Origin of the sequence: Streptomyces nogalater (assembly GCF_039532885.1) — a bacterium.
Lineage (GTDB): Bacteria > Actinomycetota > Actinomycetes > Streptomycetales > Streptomycetaceae > Streptomyces > Streptomyces nogalater.
Genome location: NZ_BAAASM010000028.1, coordinates 53,066 through 72,009, shown reverse-complemented (window position 1 = coordinate 72,009; position 18,944 = coordinate 53,066). Strand labels below are relative to the sequence as shown.

The window sequence follows — 18,944 nt, the reverse complement described above, 5'->3', positions numbered from 1 at the left end:
CGTGGGCCCGCGGCCACCGGTGCGGTCACCCACGCCGTGACGGCACCCACGAGGACACCGGGGGCGGGGTGCGGGGTGCGGGGTGCAGGGTGCGGGGCCGTCGGGAAGATCCGTGCGCCGGCCGCTGTTGGGGACAGGCGTGAACGCAGCACGCGAGGTCGAGACCGTCGTCATCGGCGCGGGTCAGGCAGGTCTGTCCGCCGCCTACCACCTGCGGCGGACCGGTTCCGTGCCGGACCGCGACTTCGTGGTCCTCGACCACTCCCCCGGACCGGGTGGCGCCTGGCAGTTCCGGTGGCCCTCGCTGACCTTCGGCAAGGTGCACGGGATGCACGCTCTGCCCGGCATGGAGCTGACGGACGCCGACCCGGCGCGGCCCTCGGCCGAGGTGGTCCGGGAGTACTTCGAGCGCTACGAGCGCGCCTTCGACCTGCGCGTACGGCGCCCCGTGGACGTCCGCGCGGTGCGCGAGGGCACCGGGGGACGACTGCTCGTGGAGACGTCGGACGGCACCTGGGCGGCGCGGGCGCTGATCAACGCGACCGGCACCTGGGACCGGCCGTTCTGGCCCCGCTACCCCGGCCAGGAGACCTTCCGGGGGCGGCAGTTGCACACCGCGCAGTACACCGGCCCCGAGGAGTTCACCGGCCGGCGGGTCGTGGTGGTCGGCGGTGGCGCCTCGGGCACCCAGCATCTGCTGGAGCTCGCCCCGTACGCCGCCGCGACCACCTGGGTCACCCGGCGGCCCCCGGTCTTCCGCGAGGGCCCGTTCGACCAGGACGCGGGCCGCGCGGCCGTCGCGCTGGTGGAGGAGCGGGTGCGCCAGGGGCTGCCGCCGCGCAGTGTGGTCTCGGTCACCGGGCTGCCGTTGAACGACGCGATCCGGCGGGGTCTGGCGGACGGGGTCCTGGACCGGCGGCCGATGTTCGACCGGATCGTCCCGGACGGTGTGGAGTGGCGGGACGGCCGGAAGGTGGCGGCCGACGTGATCCTGTGGGCGACCGGTTTCCGGGCCGCGCTCGACCATCTCGCGCCGCTCGGACTGCGCGAGCCGGGCGGCGGCATCCGGCTGGAGGGCACCCGCGCGGTCGCCGATCCGCGGGTCCATCTCCTGGGCTACGGCCCCTCGGCCAGCACCATCGGCGCCAACCGGGCCGGGCGCGCGGCCGTCCGGGACATCCGGCGGCTGCTCGCCGGGGAGTCCGTCGCCGCGTGACGCCCCGCCGCTCAGCCGACCGAAGGCTGGGCGGGGACCGGGGAGGACGAGGACCAGGGCACGCCGCCGCCCGGCTGGGCCGGTGCCGTGCTCTGGTGGACGGCGTGGAACTCGGCCACGTTCCGCAGGTGCTCGTCGTAGTCGGCGGTGAAGCGGGTGTCCCCGGGCCGGACCGTGACGAAGTACAGCCAGTCGCCCGGCGTGGGGTTGAGGGCCGCGCGCATCGCGTCCGGCCCGGGGTTGTCGATCGGGGTCGGGGGCAGACCCATGCGCTGGTAGGAGTTGTAGGGGCTCTGCACCTGGCCGTCGCTCTGGCCGGTGCGGACGGGGTCGTGTTCGAGCGCGTAGCTGACGGTCGAGTCCATCTGCAGCGGCATTCCGCGGGCCAGCCGGTTGAGGATGACCCGGGCGATCTTGCCCATGTCCGCCTTGGTGCCTGCCTCCGCCTGGACGATGCTGGCGACGGTGACGGCCTGGTGGAGGTTCATCGCGTTGCGCTGGGCCCCCGCCGCGACCGGCGCCAGGCCGTACTTGTCGTTGGCGGTGTCGACCATGGTCCGCAGCAGTGACTCGGGGGTGGCTCCTTCCGGGATCGGATACGTCGCGGGGAAGAGGTAGCCCTCCGGGTTTCCCTCGGCCTCGCCGGGCAGTCTCAGCACCGCCTTGCCGAGCGACTTGCGGGTGCTGCCCGGGGGCAGCCGGAGCGCCTTGTCGACCGCGTCGTACACCTGGCTGGCGCGCCAGCCCTCCGGGATGACCAGGGTGGCGGGCCCGGCCTGGTCGCGGTCGCCCGCGAGCAGCAGCAGCGGCACCACCACGGCGGTGCCGGCCGCGACGGCGCCGGCCACGAGGGTGACGAGTCTGCCCCGGCGCGTCAGCCGGATCGTGCTCCGTGGCGGAGTGTTCGTCTGCATGCGGGCACGGTAATACGCACATCGTCATAAACCTGGCATATGTTCAGTCTGTCGGTCGCAGTTGCGCATCGCGGCGCACCAGCGCCGCGTACCGGCCGTCCCGCTCCAGGAGTTCCTCGTGGGTGCCGCGTTCGGCGACGCGTCCGGAGTCCAGCACCACGATCTGGTCGGCGTCGCGGACGGTGGACAGCCGGTGGGCGATGGTGAGGGTGGTGCGGTCGGCCGACAGCGCGTCGATGGCCTGCTGGACGGCGGCTTCGGTGCGGGTGTCGAGCGCGCTGGTCGCCTCGTCCAGGATGAGGACCGGCGGGTCGCGCAGGATGGTGCGGGCTATGGCCAGGCGCTGTTTCTCACCGCCGGAGAAGCGGTGGCCGCGTTCGCCCACGACGGTGTCGTAGCCGTCGGGCAGCGCGGTGATGTGGTCGTGGATCTGGGCCGCCGCGGCCGCCGCGTGCAGTTCCTCGTCGGTGGCGTCCGGCTTGGCGAAGCGCAGGTTGTCGGCGACCGAGGCGTGGAAGAGGTACGTCTCCTGGGAGACCACGCCGACCGCGCGGGCGAGGGTGTCGAAGTCGAGGTCGCGGACGTCCACCCCGTCCAGGGTGACCCGGCCGCCGGTGACGTCGTAGAGGCGGGGCACGAGATAGCCGAGCGTGGACTTCCCGGCGCCGGTCGGGCCGACGACGGCGAGGCTGCCGCCGGCCGGCACGGTGATGTCGATCCCGTCGAGGACGGGGCCGCCCTTGTCGTCGTAGCGGAACTCGACGTTCTCGAAACGGACTTCGCCCTTGATCGCGTCGAGGCGGACCGGCCTCTCGCGCTCGGTGATGTCCACCGGCAGGTCCAGGTACTCGAAGATGCGCTGGAAGAGCGCCAGTGAGGTCTGGATCTGGACGCCGGTCGCCAGCAGGCTCACGGCCGGGCGGAACAGGCCCTGCTGGAGGGAGACGAAGGCGACGATGGTGCCGAGGGAGACGTCGGGCCCGCCGAAGCGGAGGGCGAGGCCGGCGGTCCAGTAGATGACGGCGGGCATCGCGGCCATCACGATCGTGATCACGGCCATGCGCCAGCGCCCGGCCATGTTCGATCTGACCTCCAGATCGACCAGGCGCTCGGACTCGGTGGCGAAGGACACGGTCAGCGAGTCGGAGCGGCCCATGGTGCGGCCGAGCAGGATGCCGCTGACCGAGAGGGACTCGGTGACCGTGGCCGCCATCGCGGCCATCTGTTTCTGCCGCTGGGTGGTGATCTTCTTGCGTTCGTTGCCGACGCGTCGGCTGATCCAGACGAATGCCGGCAGCAGGGCGAGCGAGACGATCGTCAGCCGCCAGTCCAGGGCGACCATGGCGACGACCGTGGCGACCACGCTGGTGACGTTGGAGACCAGGGAGGTGGCGGTGGAGGTGACGGTGGCCTGCATGCCGCCGATGTCGTTGGCGATGCGGGACTGCACCTCGCCGGTGCGGGTGCGGGTGAAGAAGGCGAGCGACATGCGCTGGAGCCGGCCGTAGACCGCCGTGCGCAGATCGTGCATGACCCGCTGGCCGACGGTGGTCGAGATCAGCGTCTGGAGCACACCGAAGACGCCGGCCAGGACGGCGCTGAGGATCATGCCGAGCGCGAGCAGGCTCAGCAGACCCGTGCGGCCCTCGGGGATGGCGACGTCGAGCGTCTCCCGCAGCAGGAAGGGCGTGGCCACCGAGACCAGTGACGAGGCGCCGACGAGCAGCCCGACGACGGCGAGGCGCCCGCGATAGGGACGGAACAGCCGCAGGATGCGGCGCACCTGCCGGGGTTGCTCGCGGGCGTCGGCAGGCGGGGTCCAGGAGGATGGGTGGTCGGGATGCATGGGCTCCTACGGAGGTGTACGGGGCCGCCCCCAGGACGGCCGACGATGCATGACTGATCGTAGCTCATTGTTACCTATACTCACAATGAACGGCATCCTGATATTGTTCCCGCATGACCACCCCCGATCCGGACGGCCTGCTCGCCGAGCAGTTGCTACGGCTCACCCGCCGGGTGCACCGCATCCAGAAACGCCATCTGGAAGAGCGCGACCTGGGCGTCACCCCGGCCCAGTCCCGGCTGCTGCGCACCCTCGCGCACTACCCCTCGCCGCCGCGCATGGCCGACCTGGCCGAGCGGCTGGAGGTCGTGCCACGCGCGGTGACGACGCTGGTCGACGGGCTGGAGGCGAACGGCAAGGTCCGGCGGGCGCCGGACCCGGCGAACCGGCGCGTGACCCGGATCGAGCTGACCGACGACGGCCGCGCCACCCTGCTCGAACTGCGCGGCGCCCGCCGCTCGGCGGCCGAGGAGATACTGGCGCCGCTGACGGAGAAGGAGCGCCAGGTGCTCGGCGTACTGCTGGACACGCTGATCGACGGGGACGCCGCACCGCGCTGCTGAGCGGCCGGCTCCCTTTCGGAAGGGCCCCCGCCCGAGGACGTCCGCGCCGCCGGTGCGGCCCGGCCGGGGAGCGGGGCCACTGCGTGTCCGCACCGGCGGCCGGCCGGACTCAGCAGCGGCGGCGGTCCTCCGTCAGCACGCCCTGGACCGTGGTCAGCGAGCGGTCGTGGCAGCCCGCCGGGCCGAGCAGGCGGTAGCGCTCGGTCGATGTGCCGACCGCGTGCCGCTGGTCACGCGGGACGTCGAGGGTGTACGCGGCGTCGCCGCTGTAGGTGTCGTCCAGCCGTGACCACGCGGTGCGCCGGCCGCCCTCGCGCGTCACCGCCGATGCCCGGTCGCCGACGGTGAGCACGGTGCGCAGCCGGTTGTCCGGGCCGAGGGTGACGGTGCCGTTCATGGTGTACGTCCGGTGCGTGCGCGTCGTGCGCGCGGGGCCGTGACCGGCGGTCCCGACCGACTCGTCGTCGCTCCAGGAGGCGTCGAGCCCGTCCGTGCTCTCCCCGTCGGTCCAGCGGTGGACGGAGGTGTGGGCGAGCGTCCGGGTGACGGTGGTGGTCACCCGTCCGTGAGAGGTGTCCAGGTAGCCGGAGACGGTCAGCCGGTGCCCCGCCCGGGTGTCCACGCGGTGCTCGCGGCCGGGCGTGTGGAGCGAGGAGTTGGCCGGGTCGGTGGCGGTGGCCTCGATGAGCGCGCCGGGGACATGGGCCCGGTGCGGGTCCTGCCAGACCAGGATGTTCACCGGTGTGCTCCAGCCCGACTGCCCTGCCGGCACCCCGGCGACGGACACCTCGACACGGTGCGGGCGGCCGTCGTTGAGCAGGCCGGCGAAGGGCGTGAGGTCGTACTCGACGGGCCGGACGTCGAAGGCGCGCGGGGCCGGAACGACGTACCAGAGGAAGGGGTTGGACCAGCCGCCCGTCCACACGTGCGGGAACGGCGCCGCGATGCCGGCGAGCCGCCCGTCGACGCTGATCCGCACCTCCCGGTACGGCCCGTGGCCGGCCTTGCAGGAGTACGGCGCCGGGTCGGGGACGGTCAGGTACCAGAACTCCTCGCAGCCGCCGCCCGATCCGGTCGCGTACACCTCTGCGACGATCCGTTCGCTGTTGCGCGGCGTGGTGAGCGTCGTACCGGCGGGCGTGCCGGCGAGGGTGAGGACGCGGTCGGGCGCGGGAGCCGTGGGACGCCCCGCGTAGAAGGTCAGGGTGACGTGTACGTCGATGACCCCGGTGTAGGTGTCGTCCACCACGTTGCCGATCAGCATCTCGACGTCCCGGGCGGCGCGGAAGGTGTCGCGGTAGCGGGTGACGTCCTTCTCGACGTGCCACTCGATGCCGTCGGGCGAGGGTTCCGGGGTGGAGGTGCGCAGGACCTCCACCCCGCCGACCCGCAGATAGCCGAGCCGGTCGTACTGACGGCCCTTCACCCTGCCGTCGAGGCGCAATACGACCTTGCTCCAGCGGTCGCCGCAGCCCTCGGGGGGCGCGTAGGTGCCCTGGTAGGGCGTGAAGTCGCGGAACCGCGCGTCGGCGAGGGTGACCCGGCAGGAGCGGGTGTGCGGCCGGTCGACGGGCGGCGCCGCGGTCACCGGGTCGTGCCAGTCGGTGCCGAACTCGGCGGGTACGTCCACCGCCCGGGCGGTCGGCGCATCCGTGCCGAAGAGCGTGCTCACCAGGAGGGTCGCTCCCGCGAGCATGGACATGACTAACTTTCTTCTCATGGCCGGTGTTCTACGGGGAGACGGCCCGGCCCGCAATGACGCCTCGCAGGGATCGGCGCGATGCGGACGGCCGCCCCGGGACACCGCGCAGTCGTCCAGAGAAGTGACAATCAGTTATATAAACGGATCTTACTGGCATAGTGCGGGCATGGAGATCACGACCGCCGGCGGTCCTCCCGCCGGGCGCACGGCCGCGAGCCCCGCTTACCGCGCCGCCGACGGACACCCGCGGTGAAGGCGCCGGTCACGGGCATCTCGGCGCGGCACCGCCGGATCGTCCGCACGCTCGTCGGCGCCGTCGCCCTCGCCCTCACGGGAGCCGCCGTCGCCACCGGCACCGCCCCGTTCGCCGATCCGGGCCGGCGCCCCGCCCCGGGCGCCCCGGCCGCCGGCGCCGCCACCGGTCCGGCCCCGTCGCCCGGCGCGCCGGGCATCGGCGACCCGCTCATGCCGCTGGCCGGCAACGGCGGCTACACCGTCCGCCGTTACACGCTCGACTTCGACTGGCGGGCGCCCCGCACACCCTTCGAGGCCGGCGCCACCGTCAGCGCCACCGCCACCCAGGCCCTGTCCCGCTTCGACCTGGACTTCGCGGGCAACACGCTGCACCGCGTGACCGTCGACGGGGCCCCGGCCGCCGCCGAGCGCCACGGTGACGAACTCGTCGTCACCCCCGCGAAGCCGATCCCGCGCGGCAGCCCGTTCACCGTCCGCGTCGCGTACACCGCCGACCCGACACAGGGACGCCACCGCGACGACGCCATCCAGGACTACGGCTGGGTGCCCACCCCCGACGGAACCGTGGTCTGCGCGCAGCCCGACGGCGCCAGGATGATCTTCCCGGCCAACGACCACCCGAGCCTGCGGGCACCCGTCACCTTCCGCGTGACGACCCCGCCCGGCCTGAGCGCGGTGGCCAACGGCCGTCTCGTCCGCACCGACCACCACCCCGACGGCCGCACCCGCTGGACATACGACTCCGAACAGCCCATCGCGGCGCAGCTGGTCCAGCTGGCGATCGGCGAGTTCACGTTCGTCGACAGCGAAGGGCCGCGCGGACTGCCCGTCCGGGACGTGGTGCCCAACGCCCTGGTCGCGGACACCGAGGAGTACCGCTCGCTCACCCCCGAGCATCTGGCCTGGCTGGAAGAGCGGCTCGGCCCCTACCCGTTCCGCCGCTACGGCGTGCTGGTCGGGGACACCGACCTGCCGGTGGCGCTGGAGACCCAGTCGCTCTCCGTCGTGCCCCGGGACGACCTGCTGGGCGACCGGGTCGACGCCGAACGCAACCTCGTACACGAACTGACCCACCATTGGACGGGGGACAGCGTCGCCATCCGCCGCTGGTCCGACCTGTGGCTGAGCGAGGGCCACGCCCGTTTCTACGAGCGCCTGTACTCCGACGAGCACGGCGGCGCCGATCTGGAATCCGTGATGCGGGCGGCGTACGAGCGGCACGACCAGTGGCGGCACGACGAGGGAGCGCCCGCCGAACCCACCGACGCCACCCTGTTCAAGGTGATGCGCTACGACGGCTCGGCACTGGTGCTGTTCGCCCTGCGGGAAAAGGTCGGCGAGGAGACCTTCGGCCGGATCGAGCGGGCCTGGGTGACCGCCTACCGGGGCCGAGCGGCCGGCACCCGGGACTTCATCGCGCTCGCGTCCCGGATCGCGGGCGAGGACCTCGGCCCGTTCCTGACGGCGTGGCTGTACGGCGCGCACACCCCGCCGATGCCGGGGCACCCCGACTGGCAGGTGGACCCGGCGCAGGGCTGAGCGCCCGGGTCACCCGGGCCAGCGGACCGGGACCGGACGGCACGTCATGTTTGGTTGCCCCGGGCAGCGGAGCCACTGCCGCCGACCGGGTGGCCTCTGGGGGACCGCTGGTCCACCCCGGTGACGCTCGCCACGACACGGCGCTCAGGGCACGGAAACGTACGAGGGGTGGCGCGACGGGCAACTCCGTTGCCCTGGTCCCGAACGAGCGTGGTTGGGAGAGCCCCTGCAATGAGAAGAACTGTCGCTGCTCGTATCCCCGGTGCCGTCCGGAGATGCCGCCGTACGGCCTGTGTGATCGCGGGGGCGGCGCTGCTGCCTCCGCTGCTGATCCTCCCGATGTCCGGCTGCGCCGACCCCTCCGACCGCCGGCTGCAGGACGCCTTCACGGACGCCGCGCGCGAGTTCCAGGTGCCGCGCAGTGTCCTGATGAGCGTGTCCTACCTGCAGTCGCGCTGGGACTCCCACCCCAACGCGCCCAGCGTCGCGGGCGGCTTCGGACCGATGCACCTGCTGGACCCCGAGCTCGTCACCACTCCGGCCCCCTCCGCCGACCCGCGGGCGGTGGACGGCGTCCAGGCCCAGCCCCGCGCCGCTGCCCCCGGCCCGGCCTCCGCGGGCAGCGCCGACACCTCCCCCGGCCACGCCGTGCAGCCCGCGGACCTGCCCCACGCGGCACGGTTGATCCACGTCCCGGCCGAACAACTGCGCAAGGACGCCGTCGCCAACGTGCGCGGCGGCGCGGCGCTCCTCGCGGCCACGCAACGGCAACTCGGCAAGCCCCTCAGCGCCGACCCGGCGGACTGGTGGGAGGCGGTGGCGCGCTTCCCGGGCACCCGTGACGTCTCGTCGGCCGCCGCCTACGCCGACGACGTCTTCGCCCTGATCCGCCGGGGCGCGCACCGCACCACCGCCGAGGGACAGAAGGTCACACTCCCCGCCACCCCCGGCGTCGGGCCCCGCCGGCACAACGGCACCGCCCAGGGCCCACAGCGGCAGAAGGACGTCGAGTGCCCCGCCGAACTGGCCTGTGACTGGCTCGGCGCGCCGTACGAGGAGATCGACGACAGCGCGTACGGCAACCACGACCTGGCCGACCGCCCCAGGGACCAGCCGATCGAGTACATCGTCATCCACGACACCGAGGCGGAGCTGCCGAGCATGCTCCAGACGGTGCAGGACCCCACGGAGTCGTCGTGGCACTACTCGATCCGCTCCGGCGACGGCCACGTCACCCAGCACGTCAAGACCAAGGACGAGGCCTGGCACTCCGGCAGCCAGTTCGTGAACGCCCGCTCCATCGGCATCGAACACGAGGGGTTCCTCACCCAGCCGGGGACCTGGTACACGGAGCGGATGTACCGGGCCTCGGCGCGCCTGGTGAAGTACCTGGCGAAGAAGTACGCCATCCCGCTGGACCGGCAGCACGTCTTCGGCCATGACAACGTTCCGGCCCCGACCGCCGACAGCATCCCCGACATGCACGACGACCCCGGCCCCTTCTGGGACTGGCGCCACTACTTCGACCTCCTGGGCGCACCGCTGCGGGCCACGGCGGGACCGGACAGTGACATGGTGACCATCCTGCCCGACTACGCCACGCACCAGCCGGTGTTCACGGGCTGCACCCGCAGTGGTTCACCGTGTCGGCCGCACGGCTCCAGCGCCGTCCGGCTGTACACCGAGCCGAGCGAGCGGGCCCCGCTGATCCAGGACCCGGGCCGCAAACCGGACGGCGACGACTCCACCGTGGACGTCAACGACCTCGGCTCACGGGTCTCCGCCGGTCAGACCTTCGCCGTCGCCGACCGCAGCGGCGAGTGGACGGCGATCTGGTTCCAGGGCAACAAGGCCTGGTTCAAGAATCCCCGGAACCATCCGACCGCCGTCGGCGCGGCCGGGCGGATGGTCACCCCCAAGGAGGGCCTGGACGAGATCCCGGTGTACGGGCGTGCTCTCCCGGAGGAGGAGGCGTACCCGGACGACATGGACGAGCCGACCGAGTCGCCGCTCCCGTACAGCCTCCAGGCGGGCCAGCGGTATGTGACGCAGTCCGGGGTCGGCAGCTCCTACACCGCCAAGTCCTTCACCGACACGCCCAACCCGGTGGTGTGGGGCCGGGAGAGGTACTACGAGATCCAGTTCGGCCACCGGCTCGCGTACGTCCGGGCCAGTGACGTGGACGTGGTGTCCTCGTCCGCCGCGTCGGCACCGCGCAAGAGCCCGGCCACCCCGGCCACCCCGACCGCACCGGCCGGGCCCGACGGACCCGCCGGACGATGAGCGCGCGGCAGCCGGGAATCAGGGGTCCCGGCTGCCGGACGGCGGTGCCGTGGCCGGAACGCGGCCGATTCCGGGGGCCGTCGGGAAAAACTGTTTGAAATTCACCACCGCATGACGTCAACCTTTCACGGCTTGTTGCCGCTGACCGCGGCGTTCCGCTCCTCCCCTGCCCTGACACGAGCCACTGGGACGTCATGCAGATCCAAGACCTTCCGTATCCCGATCCGGGCGTGCCCGACGCGCGCTCGGGTCCCCGATTCCTGTGGTGGCTCTGGCGCAACCAGCTGGGCGGTCAGCTGAAGTCGCTCGCCTGGGGCCTGCTCCATTTCGTCTCCGTCTCCGCTCTGCCCTTCTGCGTCGGTCTCGCCGTGCAGGCGGCCGTCGACCGCTCCGGCAGCCGGCTCGCCCTGACGGGGGGTCTGCTGGTGCTGTGCGGAGCGGGGCTCGCCGTCGGCGACACCTTCCTGCACCGCGCCGCCGTCACCAACTGGATCACCGCCGCCGCCCGCGTCCAGCAGCTGCTGGCCCGCAAGGCCGCCCACCTGGGCTCCGCCCTGACCCGGCGGGTGGCCGCCGGCGAGGTGGTATCCGTGTCCACGGGCGACGTGGAGAAGATCGGCTGGTTCGTCGAGGCCGTCTCCCGCTTCACCGCCGCCGCCGTGACGGTGGTGATCGTCGGCGTCGGCCTGGTCGTGTACCAGCCCGCGCTCGGCGTGATCGTCGCCGTGGGCCTGCCCGTCGTGGCGCTCGCGGTGCTGCCGCTGCTGCCCCGGGCGACCCGCCGCGCCGACGTGCAGCGCGAGAAGGCGGGCCGGGCCACCGAACTGGCCTCGGACACGGTCGCGGGCCTGCGGGTACTGCGCGGCATCGGCGGCGAGGAGCTGTTCCTGGACCGCTACCGCCGGGCCTCCCAGGAGGTACGGCACGCCGCCGTGCGCAGCGCCCGGATGTGGTCGCTGATCTCCGCCGTCCAGGTGCTGCTGCCCGGACTGCTGCTGATCGCGGTCGTCTGGCGCGGCATCGACCTGGCCCGCGAGGGCCGGATCGGCGTGGGCGAACTCGTCACCGTCTACAGCGCGGTCATGATCCTCAGTTACCCGCTGCGGCACTTCGAGGAGATCGCCATGGCGTACTCCTTCTCCCGACCTTCGGCCAAGCGCGCCGCGCGTGTGCTGTCGCTGGAACGGTCCACGGCCACCGACGGCACCCGCGAGGCCGACGTGCCGGACGGCGACCTGTACGACCCGGCGACCGGTCTGCTCGCTCCCGCCGGGCGGTTCACCGCCGTGGTGTGCGGTGACCCGGACGCGGCGGGCAGGCTGGCCGAGCGGCTCGGCGGCCACGCTTCGGAGCCGGACCGGTCGGTGCTGCTGGGCGGGGTGCCCCTGGACGAACTGCCCCTCGACAGCGCCCGCACCGCCGTCCTCGTCCAGGACAAGGACCCGGTGCTGCTGTCCGGCACGCTGCGCGAGCTGCTGGACGTGCCCTCCTCCGGTGCGGTGCGGGCCGCGGACGCGCTCGCCGCCGCCCAGTGCGAAGACGTGCTGGACGCGCTCGTGCAGGGCTCGCTCGAAGCCGCGGATCCGATGGACGCCCGGATCACCGAGCGCGGCCGGTCCCTGTCCGGCGGCCAGCGCCAGCGGCTGGCCCTCGCCAGGTCGCTGATCGCCGACCCGGAGGTGCTGGTGCTGGACGAGCCGACCTCCGCGGTCGACTCGCACACCGAGGCCCGGATCGCGGACGGGCTGCGCCGGCTGCGGTCGGGACGGACGACCGTGGTGTTCACCTCATCGCCCCTGCTGCTCGACCGCGCGGACCAGGTCGCGCTGGTGCACGAGGGCCGGGTCGCGGCGGTCGGCCCGCACCGCGAACTGGTCGACGGCGAACCCCGGTACCGGGCCGTGGTGACCCGGGAGACCGACGCGGAACCGGCTGCCGCCGACGGCACGCTGCTGGACGAGCTCCAGGAGCTGGAAGAGATCGAGGAGAGCGCATGATCGGCGTCGCACCGCCGGACTACGACCCGGCGGCCCCGACGACCGCCACCACGCTGCCCGTCGGCGCCGCCGCGACCGTGCGCGCCTACGTCACCGAGCTGTTCCGCCGGCACCGCCGGGCCTTCCTGCTGCTCATCGCCGTCAACACGGTGGCCGTCGTCGCCTCCATGGCGGGCCCGTACCTGCTCGGCGGCCTGGTCGAGCGGGTGTCGGACGAGACCCGGGAACTCCACCTGGGGCTGACCGCCGGACTGTTCGTGCTCGCGCTCACCGTGCAGGCCGTGTTCGTCCGGCAGGTACGGCTGCGGGGCGCGATGCTCGGCGAGCGGATGCTGGCCGACCTGCGCGAGGACTTCCTCGTCCGGTCCGTGGGGCTGCCGCCGGGCGTGCTGGAACGGGCGGGCACCGGCGATCTGCTCTCCCGTATCACCACCGACATCGACCGGCTGGCCAACGCCATGCGCGAGGCCGTGCCACAGCTGGCCATCGGTGTCGTGTGGGCCCTGTTGCTGCTCGGCGGGCTGGTGGTGACGGCCCCGCCGCTGGCCGCCGCCGTGCTGCTCGCCGTGCCGGTCCTGGTGATCGGCTGCCGCTGGTACTTCAAGCGGGCGCCGGCCGGCTACCGCTCGGAAGCCGCCGGGTACGCCGCCGTCGCCGCCGCGCTCGCCGAGACGGTGGACGCGGGCCACACCATCGAGGCGCACCGCCTCGGCGCCCGCCGCGTGGCCCTCTCCGAGCAGCGGATTTCGCAGTGGGTCGGGTGGGAGAGGTACACGCTCTGGCTCCGCTCCGTGCTCTTCCCGGTCATCAGTACCGTCCACCTCCTCGTGCTCGGCTCGGTGCTGATGGTCGGCGGGGTGTTCGTACTGCGGGGCTGGATAGGAGTGGGCCAGCTGACCACCGGCGCCCTCATCGCGCAGATGCTGGTCGACCCGGTCAACCTGATCCTGCGCTGGTACGACGAGGTGCAGGTCGCCCAGGTGTCGCTGGCCCGGCTGGTCGGTGTCCGGGACATCGAGCCGGACGCCGGGGACGCGGCGCTGGCCCCGGCGGGACGGGTCGTGGACGCCGACCGGGTGCGCTTCGGTTACCGGGAGGGCGTCGACGTGCTGCGCGAGGTCTCCCTGCGGGTCGCTCCGGGCACCCGGCTGGCCCTGGTCGGCCCGTCCGGTGCGGGCAAGTCCACCCTGGGCCGGCTGCTCGCCGGGATCTACGCGCCCCGGGACGGCCGGGTCACCCTGGGCGGCGCGGAGCTGTCCCGGATGCCCGCCGAGCGCGTCCGCGCGCATGTCGCCCTGGTCAACCAGGAGCACCACGTCTTCGTGGGCTCCCTGCGCGACAACCTCCTGCTGGCCCGCACCGATGCCACGGACGCCGAGCTGTGGGCGGCCCTCGGCGCGGTCGACGCGGACGGCTGGGCGCGGGCGCTGGACGACGGCCTGGACACCGAGGTCGGCTCCGGCGGTCTCGTGCTGACCCCGGCGCAGGCCCAGCAGATCGCGCTGGCCCGGCTGGTGCTCGCCGACCCGCACACGTTGGTGCTGGACGAGGCCACCTCGCTGCTCGACCCCCGCGCGGCCCGCCATCTGGAACGCTCCCTGGCACGGGTCCTCGACGGCCGCACCGTGGTGGCCATCGCCCACCGGCTGCACACCGCCCACGACGCCGACGTGATCGCCGTCGTCGAGAACGGCCGGATCAGCGAGCTGGGCAGCCACGAGGAGCTGGTCGCGGCGGAGGGCGCCTACGCGGCCCTGTGGCGCTCCTGGCACGGGTGAGGACGGGACGGGGGCGCTGGTGGGCACGCCCGCGCGGGACGCCTTTCTCGGCGAGGTGGCGGAGGCCGGCTCCCACGGGGTGCGCACGGGAGCGCCGGCGATGGCGGGGGTGGCAGGGGTGGCGGGGGTCACTCCAGCAGGGGCGTAGGCGTCGACGACGACAGCGAAGGCGGACCCGGCCGGGACGGAAGCGCGGTCGGCGACAGCGAGGGGCTGCCCGCCTAGGGCGCGGGCGCCGGCCGGTCCGCCGCGCGGCTGCGCGCCGGCGCCGGGCCCGTGCCGTTGCGCGGTGCCGATCCGGGGTGGAAGGCTGGAAAGCGGCAGCGGTTCGGGGCGCGCCCGCAGACCAGCCGGTTCACGGCGTACGGCCCCCGTGCCGCGTGTGCCGACGGCCCGCCGCCCGCTGGGGCGGCATCCGGCCGTCCTCACCTTCTGGAGGTAGTCGTGGACAGCGCCGACGGTTGGGGGGATGACGTCTACCAGCCCGATCCCTCGGAGATCCCGGAGGACTCGGGGGTGCTCGACGTCGAGGACACACTGGACTTCGACGGCGTCGCCGAGCCCCTCGACCGCGGCTGGTCCCCTCCCGAGCGGCCGTGGGCGGTCGAGCACATCGGTGTGACGGCGGCCGAACGCCAGGCGGGCGAGACCCTCGACCAGCGGCTCGCCGAAGAGCTGCCCGACCTCTCCCCGCCCGACGGTGACGGCATCGGGGACTGCGAGAGCACCGACGGGGAACCCCTCGACAATGAGGTCGGCTCTTTCCGGTCCGGCCGGCTGGTGGCCCCCGACGAGGGCGCGCACGAGGACGATGAGGCCGCGCTCGTCGCCACCGATGTCGGCATCGACGGTGCCGCCGCTTCCGCCGAGGAGGCCGCGGTGCATATCGTCGACGAGGACGCCCTCCCCGGCTGAGCCGGACGGTCCGGACGCCTCCGTCCCGACCTCCCGACCCGAGGAGCCGCCATGCAGCAGGACAAGCACCCCGACTACCACCCCGTGGTCTTCCGTGACCGCGCCGCCGGGTACGCCTTTTTGACCCGGTCCACCGCGCAGAGCGAGCAGACCATCGAGTGGGACGACGGCCGGAGCTACCCGGTGATCGACGTGGAGATCTCCTCGGAGAGCCACCCCTTCTACACCGGCAAGGCCCGTACGATCGACACCGAGGGCCGCGTCGCCCGCTTCGAGCGTCGGTACGGCACGGCGGACAAGGGCGAGCCGAGCTGATCCGGCGATGTCCGCCGTATCGCGGGCCACCACCGAGGAGCCCGCCCGTTGCCTGCCTGGTCCGAAGAGCGCGCCCGAACCGCCGCCCGGTCCCGATGAGCCGGCCCGGTCACGGCCTGCCCGCGACGGCTCCGCCCGGTCGTGAGGCGGTGCCGCCGGCTCGGTCAGATCATGTTGAGGGCCGCGGCGCAGCCGACCCCGCCGAGCAGCATGAACGCCGGCATCAGCACCTTCAGCTCGATCCAGCTGCCCGCCCGGAACCGCATCACCTTCGGCGGGCCGACCGGGTACCAGCGCTTGCGGCCCACCGGGATCGGCCACAGGATCGGGCAGCCGGACACGGTCAGCGCGTCCCCGATGTCGTGCACCAGCGCGCCGAGCACGATCGGCAGCCCGAGCCACAGGTACTCCTGCCCCGGCCCGGTGAACAGCCAGTCGGAACCGTGGCCCGGTTTGTCCAGCACTCCCGCCAGGATCCAGGCGCTGGTCGCCGCCAGCAGCCAGACCAGGACATCGCTGCTGGAGCCGCGCGCCGCCCGCCACAGCAGACCTTCGATCGCCAGCACCATGTGCACGAAGAGGATCGCCAGTACACCCCAGCGACCCCCGGTGATCGCCACGGCGGAGCAGCCCGCCCCGATCAGGACCGCCCACACCCAGGTGTGCGTCAGCGTGCGGTGTCCGCCGGAGCGGCGCGGGTCGCCCTGCTTCCTGGTCGCCTTGTAGACGGTGTACGACAGCTTGTCCACGATCTCGCAGATCCCGCGGGAGACGGGCCCGAAGGCCCGCGAGATGGTGGCCGCCTTGTGGTCGAGGTCCGGGGCGAGCGCGGCGCCGGCGCAGATCAGAGCGCCGCAGAGGAGGACGGGCCAGGGCATGGGGTGGCCGGCCGCCGCTGTGGCGGCGCCCACCCCCAGCCAGGCCGCGGCCCCCGACAGAGAGTGTGCTGGTCCCATCATGGCCGCTTCCCGCCCCATTTCTTATGTCGCGCCACCCAGTTGACCTGGTGCGCTGACGCCTCGCCGGCCACACAGCGTAGCTTCCATGATCTTCGTACCCGCAGCCGATTCCCCGCTCGGGCGGTAGGCCAGGCAAGATGGGGACGTGACCCTCATCGATCAGCTGCCGCCGACCGCCGACCCCGACGCCCTGTACGAAGCCTTCGAGTCCTGGGCTCAGGAGCGCGGTCTCACCCTCTATCCCCACCAGGAGGAGGCGCTGATCGAGGTGGTCTCCGGGGCGAACGTGATCGTGTCGACGCCCACCGGGTCCGGCAAGAGCATGATCGCCGCGGGCGCGCACTTCGCCGCGCTGGCCCGGGACGAGGTCACCTTCTACACGGCACCGATCAAGGCCCTGGTGTCGGAGAAGTTCTTCGAGCTGTGCAAGCTCTTCGGCACCGAGAACGTCGGCATGCTCACCGGCGACGCCTCCGTGAACGCCGACGCGCCCGTCATCTGCTGCACCGCCGAGGTGCTGGCGTCGATCGCGCTGCGGGACGGCAAGGACGCGGACGTCGGCCAGGTCGTCATGGACGAGTTCCACTTCTACGCCGAGGGCGACCGCGGCTGGGCCTGGCAGATCCCGTTGCTGGAGCTCCCCCAGGCGCAGTTCATCCTGATGTCGGCCACTTTGGGCGATGTGTCCTTCTTCGAGAAGGATCTCACCCGCCGCACCGGCCGCCCCACCTCGGTGGTCCGCTCCGCGACCCGACCGGTGCCCCTGTCCTACGAGTACAAGCTGACCCCGCTCACCGAGACGCTCACCGACCTGCTGGAGACCAAGCAGGCCCCGGTGTACATCGTGCACTTCACCCAGGCGCAGGCCGTGGAGCGGGCGCAGGCGCTGATGAGCATCAACATGTGCTCGCGCGAGGAGAAGGACCAGATCGCCGAGCTGATCGGCAACTTCCGCTTCACCACCAAGTTCGGCCGCAACCTCTCCCGTTACGTGCGGCACGGCATCGGCGTGCACCACGCCGGCATGCTGCCCAAGTACCGGCGCCTGGTGGAGAAGCTCGCCCAGGCCGGACTGCTGAAGGTCATCTGCGGCACGGACACGCTCGGCGTGGGCGTCAACGTGCCGATCCGTACCGTGCTGTTCACGGCGCTGACCAAGTACGACGGCAGCCGGGTGCGCACCCTGCGGGCCCGTGAGTTCCACCAGATCGCGGGCCGGGCCGGCCGGGCCGGTTTCGACACCGCGGGCCTCGTGGTCGCGCAGGCGCCGGAGCACGTCATCGAGAACGAGAAGGCGCTGGCGAAGGCGGGTGACGACCCGAAGAAGCGGCGCAAGGTAGTGCGCAAGAAGGCGCCGGAGGGCTTTGTCGGCTGGACGGAGAACACCTTCCAGAAGCTGATCGAGTCGGAACCCGAGCCGCTGACCTCGCGTTTCCGCGTGACACACACGATGCTGCTGTCGGTGATCGCCCGTCCGGGCAACGCGTTCCAGGCGATGCGCCACCTCCTGGAGGACAACCACGAGCCGCGCAAGCAACAGCTGCGGCACATCCGCCGGGCCATCGCGATCTACCGCTCGCTGCTCGACGGCGGAATCGTCGAGAAGCTCGACAAGCCCGATGCCGAGGGCCGTATCGTCCGGCTCACGGTCGACCTCCAGCAGGACTTCGCGCTGAACCAGCCGCTGTCCACGTTCGCCCTGGCCGCGTTCGAACTGCTCGATCCCGAGTCGCCGTCCTACGCCCTCGACATGGTCTCCGTGGTCGAGTCCACCCTGGACGACCCGCGGCAGATCCTCGTCGCCCAGCAGAACAAGGCGCGCGGTGAAGCCGTGGCCGCGATGAAGGCGGACGGCGTCGAGTACGAGGAGCGCATGGAGCGCCTGCAGGACATCACGTACCCGAAGCCGCTGGAAGAACTGCTCTTCCACGCCTACAACACCTACCGCAAGAGCCACCCGTGGGTCGGCGACCATCCGCTGTCGCCGAAGTCGGTGGTCCGGGACATGTACGAGCGGGCGTTGTCCTTCACGGAGCTGGTGTCCTTCTACGAGCTGGCCCGCACCGAGGGCATCGTGCTGCGTTACCTCGCCAGCGCCTACAAGACCCTGGACCACACCATCCCGGACGACCTGAAGTCCGAGGACCTGCAGGACCTGATCGAGTGGCTGGGCGAGATGGTGCGCCAGGTGGACTCCAGTCTGCTGGACGAGTGGGAGCAGCTCGCCAACCCGGAGGAGATGACCGCCGAGGAGGCCCAGGAGAAGGCCGACGAGGTCAAGCCGGTCACGACCAACGCGCGCGCCTTCCGGGTCCTCGTCCGCAACGCCATGTTCCGCCGCGTGGAGCTGGCCGCCCTGGACCAGGTCGAGGAACTGGGCGAGCTGGACGCCGAGTCCGGCTGGGACGCCGACGCCTGGGGCGAGGCGATGGACAAGTACTGGGACGAGTACGACGACCTCGGCACCGGCCCCGACGCCCGTGGTCCCAAGCTCCTCGTCATCAAGGAGGAGCCGGAGAACGGCCTCTGGCGCGTCCGCCAGATCTTCGACGACCCGAACGGCGACCACGACTGGGGCATCAGCGCGGAGATCGACCTCGCGGCCTCCGACTCCGAGGGCCGTGCGATCGTCCGTGTCACCGACGTCGGCCAGCTGTGAGCC

Annotated in this window: 13 protein-coding genes; 9 read left to right on the top strand and 4 right to left on the bottom strand. The window is 72.5% G+C overall.

The features are described from left to right. Positions 1-139 precede the first annotated feature (139 nt). Positions 140-1,216 (top strand): NAD(P)-binding domain-containing protein, encoded by a 1,077-nt coding sequence (locus tag ABD350_RS19120; RefSeq protein ID WP_344349370.1) that lies wholly within the window; start codon positions 140-142, stop codon positions 1,214-1,216. 11 nt (positions 1,217-1,227) lie between these two features. Here ABD350_RS19120 and mltG read toward each other — a convergent pair whose 3' ends face one another. Then, positions 1,228-2,130, bottom strand: coding sequence for an endolytic transglycosylase MltG (gene mltG / locus ABD350_RS19115; protein ID WP_344349369.1), 903 nt, complete (start codon positions 2,128-2,130; stop codon positions 1,228-1,230). Positions 2,131-2,173: 43 nt separating this feature from the next. Beyond that, on the bottom strand, positions 2,174-3,976 hold the full coding sequence (locus ABD350_RS19110) for an ABC transporter ATP-binding protein (RefSeq protein WP_344349368.1): 1,803 nt from the start codon (positions 3,974-3,976) through the stop codon (positions 2,174-2,176). Positions 3,977-4,089: 113 nt separating this feature from the next. Here ABD350_RS19110 and ABD350_RS19105 point away from each other — a divergent pair, with 113 nt between their 5' ends. After that, positions 4,090-4,539, top strand: coding sequence for a MarR family winged helix-turn-helix transcriptional regulator (locus ABD350_RS19105; RefSeq protein WP_344349367.1), 450 nt, complete (start codon positions 4,090-4,092; stop codon positions 4,537-4,539). A gap of 109 nt (positions 4,540-4,648) precedes the next feature. Here the strand turns inward: ABD350_RS19105 and ABD350_RS19100 are convergent, their stop codons facing one another. After that, a complete protein-coding gene (locus ABD350_RS19100; protein WP_344349366.1) occupies positions 4,649-6,259 on the bottom strand; it encodes a peptide-N4-asparagine amidase in 1,611 nt (536 codons plus the stop codon). A gap of 231 nt (positions 6,260-6,490) precedes the next feature. Here ABD350_RS19100 and ABD350_RS19095 point away from each other — a divergent pair, with 231 nt between their 5' ends. From ABD350_RS19095 to ABD350_RS19070, 6 genes are all read left to right on the top strand, one after another. Then, complete coding sequence (locus ABD350_RS19095; protein ID WP_344349365.1) at positions 6,491-8,035, top strand: M1 family metallopeptidase; 1,545 nt, start codon at positions 6,491-6,493, stop codon at positions 8,033-8,035. A 231-nt stretch (positions 8,036-8,266) separates the two neighbouring features. Then, positions 8,267-10,318: an N-acetylmuramoyl-L-alanine amidase gene (locus ABD350_RS19090; protein ID WP_344349364.1), complete on the top strand. Its 2,052-nt coding sequence runs from the start codon at positions 8,267-8,269 to the stop codon at positions 10,316-10,318. A gap of 194 nt (positions 10,319-10,512) precedes the next feature. Then, positions 10,513-12,315, top strand: a complete 1,803-nt coding sequence (locus ABD350_RS19085; RefSeq protein WP_344349363.1) for an ABC transporter transmembrane domain-containing protein — start codon at positions 10,513-10,515, stop codon at positions 12,313-12,315. Continuing rightward, positions 12,312-14,093 carry an ABC transporter ATP-binding protein gene (locus ABD350_RS19080; protein WP_344349362.1) on the top strand — a complete coding sequence of 594 codons (1,782 nt, stop codon included), beginning with the start codon at positions 12,312-12,314 and terminating at the stop codon, positions 14,091-14,093. Before ABD350_RS19085 ends, ABD350_RS19080 begins: the two co-directional genes overlap by 4 nt. Before the next feature lie 444 nt (positions 14,094-14,537). Beyond that, positions 14,538-15,008 carry a DUF5709 domain-containing protein gene (locus ABD350_RS19075; RefSeq protein ID WP_344349361.1) on the top strand — a complete coding sequence of 157 codons (471 nt, stop codon included), beginning with the start codon at positions 14,538-14,540 and terminating at the stop codon, positions 15,006-15,008. A gap of 51 nt (positions 15,009-15,059) precedes the next feature. Further along, the gene (locus ABD350_RS19070; protein ID WP_344349360.1) at positions 15,060-15,323 is read left to right on the top strand and encodes a type B 50S ribosomal protein L31; all 264 of its coding nucleotides are present in this window, start codon (positions 15,060-15,062) and stop codon (positions 15,321-15,323) included. Positions 15,324-15,487: 164 nt separating this feature from the next. Here the strand turns inward: ABD350_RS19070 and ABD350_RS19065 are convergent, their stop codons facing one another. Next, positions 15,488-16,282: a metal-dependent hydrolase gene (locus tag ABD350_RS19065; RefSeq protein WP_344349359.1), complete on the bottom strand. Its 795-nt coding sequence runs from the start codon at positions 16,280-16,282 to the stop codon at positions 15,488-15,490. 145 nt (positions 16,283-16,427) lie between these two features. Between ABD350_RS19065 and ABD350_RS19060 the strand changes: the two genes are divergently transcribed. Continuing rightward, entirely contained in the window at positions 16,428-18,941 is a 2,514-nt protein-coding gene (locus ABD350_RS19060) for a DEAD/DEAH box helicase (protein WP_344349358.1), read from the top strand. Positions 18,942-18,944 lie beyond the last annotated feature (3 nt).